5 protein-coding genes are annotated in these 2,595 nt (G+C 70.0%); 3 read left to right on the top strand and 2 right to left on the bottom strand.

The window, feature by feature from the left end; genetic code table 11:
- Positions 1–140 precede the first annotated feature (140 nt).
- A complete protein-coding gene (locus tag AQJ91_RS46385; protein ID WP_067035782.1) occupies positions 141–488 on the bottom strand; it encodes a hypothetical protein in 348 nt (115 codons plus the stop codon).
- Between the two features lie 345 nt (positions 489–833).
- On the opposite strand from AQJ91_RS46385, the gene AQJ91_RS54210 reads away from it, so the two are divergent.
- A complete protein-coding gene (locus tag AQJ91_RS54210; RefSeq protein ID WP_159054821.1) occupies positions 834–1,256 on the top strand; it encodes a hypothetical protein in 423 nt (140 codons plus the stop codon).
- 135 nt (positions 1,257–1,391) lie between these two features.
- On the opposite strand, the gene AQJ91_RS57035 is transcribed toward AQJ91_RS54210, so the two are convergent.
- Complete coding sequence (locus AQJ91_RS57035; RefSeq protein WP_234383447.1) at positions 1,392–1,505, bottom strand: glycoside hydrolase family 5 protein; 114 nt, start codon at positions 1,503–1,505, stop codon at positions 1,392–1,394.
- A 283-nt stretch (positions 1,506–1,788) separates the two neighbouring features.
- Between AQJ91_RS57035 and AQJ91_RS46375 the strand changes: the two genes are divergently transcribed.
- Both AQJ91_RS46375 and AQJ91_RS46370 read left to right on the top strand, forming a co-directional pair.
- On the top strand, positions 1,789–2,199 hold the full coding sequence (locus AQJ91_RS46375; protein ID WP_067035776.1) for a GtrA domain-containing protein: 411 nt from the start codon (positions 1,789–1,791) through the stop codon (positions 2,197–2,199).
- A gap of 212 nt (positions 2,200–2,411) precedes the next feature.
- On the top strand, positions 2,412–2,595 hold a 184-nt coding region (locus AQJ91_RS46370), incomplete at its 3' end, for a hypothetical protein (RefSeq protein ID WP_159054820.1).

Raw genomic sequence — 2,595 nt, 5'->3', positions numbered from 1 at the left:
CCTTTTTCAGGGTGAACCGCCGCTTCTTCTCTCCGGTCTCTTCCGGAGGCGGCCGTTCAGCGTTCTCGGAGCCCTCAGGTATGTCCTTGTCCCTGTTCTCGGGGTTCTCGGGCATGTCGTGTCACCTCCTCGGCCCGGGACTAACCGACCCGGTAGATCTGCGGCTGGATGTCGCCCTGTCCGGCCCTCCAGACCTTCTTCGCGTTCTTCGGCGTGGTCAGGATCCAGTTCTCACGGCCGTCCCCGGAGGCTTCCGCCACCTGCCGCCCGGCCGGCGCCGGAGGCGCCTTGCCGCCATGGGCCACGACCAGATGCGGCCTTCCCTCACGCTCATGGGAGTCCGCCTCCTCCCCCTGGGCCCGGTGGGCGCCGACGTGCCGGGTCTTCTCCACGTCGGTACGGCCGGTCAGCCGGCGGCGCATGGCACGCATCGCCACACAGGCGAGGACCAGCTGGTACGGACACCAGGCGACGGCCATGCGCAGCACACCCGACCACCTCGCGCCGTGGATGTGGCAGAACTCCGGGAAAACCGTGGCTGGTCCTGCAGTTCGCCGGTGTGCCCAGGTACCGTCCGGAAGCGGTGCATCACGGCTCCTCCAAGCGAGAGACCCTCGGCCCCGCCCGGCGGGACCTCACTCAACAGCCTGCGCCCATGGACAGTCGCGGACATCACGCGAACTGCTGAACCGGGCTGCTACCTTCGGGGCCCCTTTCCGCACCCCCAAATGGGGGAGATGGCCCTCGGACCGCGAGGACTCCGCATCTCCACCCCCGCAAGAGGTGGTTCCACGTCTCGGGTTGCGTCCAGCGTAAGGGCGGGAGGCGTCACTTTGGCGGATCCCACAGCTTCGAGCGCCGTACTCGCCGGGCGCGCCCTGATCGGTGCCGCCGCACCGGCGCTCACCGTCGCCGCGTCGGTCGCGGCGGCTGCGGCCGGGTCCGACACCGCAGCCGCCGCCGGTTCCGCCGCACTGCGCGGGTCCGAGTGGGCGCTGACCGCCCTTGAGGCCGAACAGGCATGGGAGATCACCAGGGGCGAGGACGTGACGGTCGCGATGATCGGCACCGGGGTCGAGGCCTCCCATCCCGGCTTCAGGGCCCGCGTCGTCAGGGGCGCGGACCTGGCACAGCCGATGGTTCCTGATGAGCCTGGCCGACGCCGCTGCGGGCCACGGTGCCGCCGTGAGGGAGCGGCTGACCGGCCCGAGCGGCCTGGCCGGCGCGATCGGCCTGGAAGCGCCGCACACGGCTGACCGCGGAACGAGGGGACACGCGTGGTGTCCGCAGCCCCTTCACGAGTGTCTGGCGACCGGGGCACGCCCGCAGGATCGGGCCGCCTTCTTCTCCGCCTCCGGCACCGGCGACTGGTACGCGGAGACCAGCGCCTTCTAGCCCGGGTCAACGGTCTTCCAGTCCTCCTTGAGGGCGCCGCCGGTGACACCGGGGTCGGGGTTCCAGCACCAGTAGGTGTAGCTGATGCCGTTCTTCTTCAGGTACTGCAACAGGCTCTTCTGCCCCGTCCAGCCGGTTCAGCCGGCCCTCCCCTCTTCAGGGGAGCGGCGGTGGCGGCGCCTGTTTCTCCGGGCTCGATGTCCGGGGAACCTGCGGCTTGGATCCTGGCGCCGCCTCCCCCATACAGGGGAGAGAAAGCTTCCCCCGAAGGTCTGTGGTGATCTCCCCCATTGGCGCGATGTTCGGGGTGGGCGCGCGGCTCAGGCTGGACATGCGTGAGATCCCGCGTCACCGGGATGGACGGTGCCACCGCATACCTTCCGAGGAGGCATCATGCACCACTCCCGAACGGCCGACGCGCCCACGGACGAACAGGATCCGCGGACGAGGGCCTCCCGCGGACCCGTCTCCGTCGTGCGGCGGGCCCTCCCGCTCAGCACCCCCGTGAGCCGGAGGGCGAGATTCGTGGTGGTCGTCGGTGCCCGGACGGCCGTGCACACTGCGGCCCTGTACGTCCCGCACCGTCTGCCGTGGGTGCCGCTGGTCGAGGCCTCGGCCGTCGCAGTCGAACCCGCCGTGGTCCACACCCACGTGCTCAACGACCACTCGGCCGTACCGAGCCGTATCGACGGGGAGAAGACCCGGCACGTCGGCTCCCACCGGGCCCGGGGTGAGGGGGCGGATGTGCGCGGCAGCGTGCTGCAGGACCGCTGCATCGCCCCATGGTCCCGATGTCCGCGATGAGCATCGGCATGGTGACCGACCGGCTGCTCGGACGGCTGCCGTCCCGGTTACGGATCGGGGTGCCCGCCGTCGCCGGGGCCGTGCTGCCGCTCGTGTCGGCCACCGGCCTGACGGCGCCGAGAAACGCGAGAAAGCCTGGGAAACCGGACAGGGCGACGTCCAGTTGCCGATCCACCGGGTCGGACAGCCCTCGTTGAAAGAGGCGGGAATCCATGCCCGAGAACCCCGAGAAGCCGGAAGAGGAGAAGGTCATGTCCGACAAGCCAGCCGGCGCGGTTTCCGAGGACAACACCGGCACCGCTTCCTTCGGTGACGGTGCGGATTCCGGAGCAGGGAAGAACCCTCCCGAGGAAACACTTGACCGGAAGAAGGGCAAACGGTTCACCTGGAAAAGGG

The sequence above is a fragment of the Streptomyces dysideae genome, from assembly GCF_001514305.1.
In the GTDB taxonomy this organism is placed as follows: Bacteria; Actinomycetota; Actinomycetes; order Streptomycetales; family Streptomycetaceae; genus Streptomyces; species Streptomyces dysideae.
Note: the sequence above shows the minus strand (reverse complement) of the source record. Positions and strands in the feature narration are given on the sequence as shown.

Bases quoted from the DNA above. Each gene is read 5' to 3' on its own strand.
- AQJ91_RS46375 (WP_067035776.1), top strand. From the start codon at position 1,789: ATGCACCACTCCCGAACGGCCGACGCGCCCACGGACGAACAGGATCCG.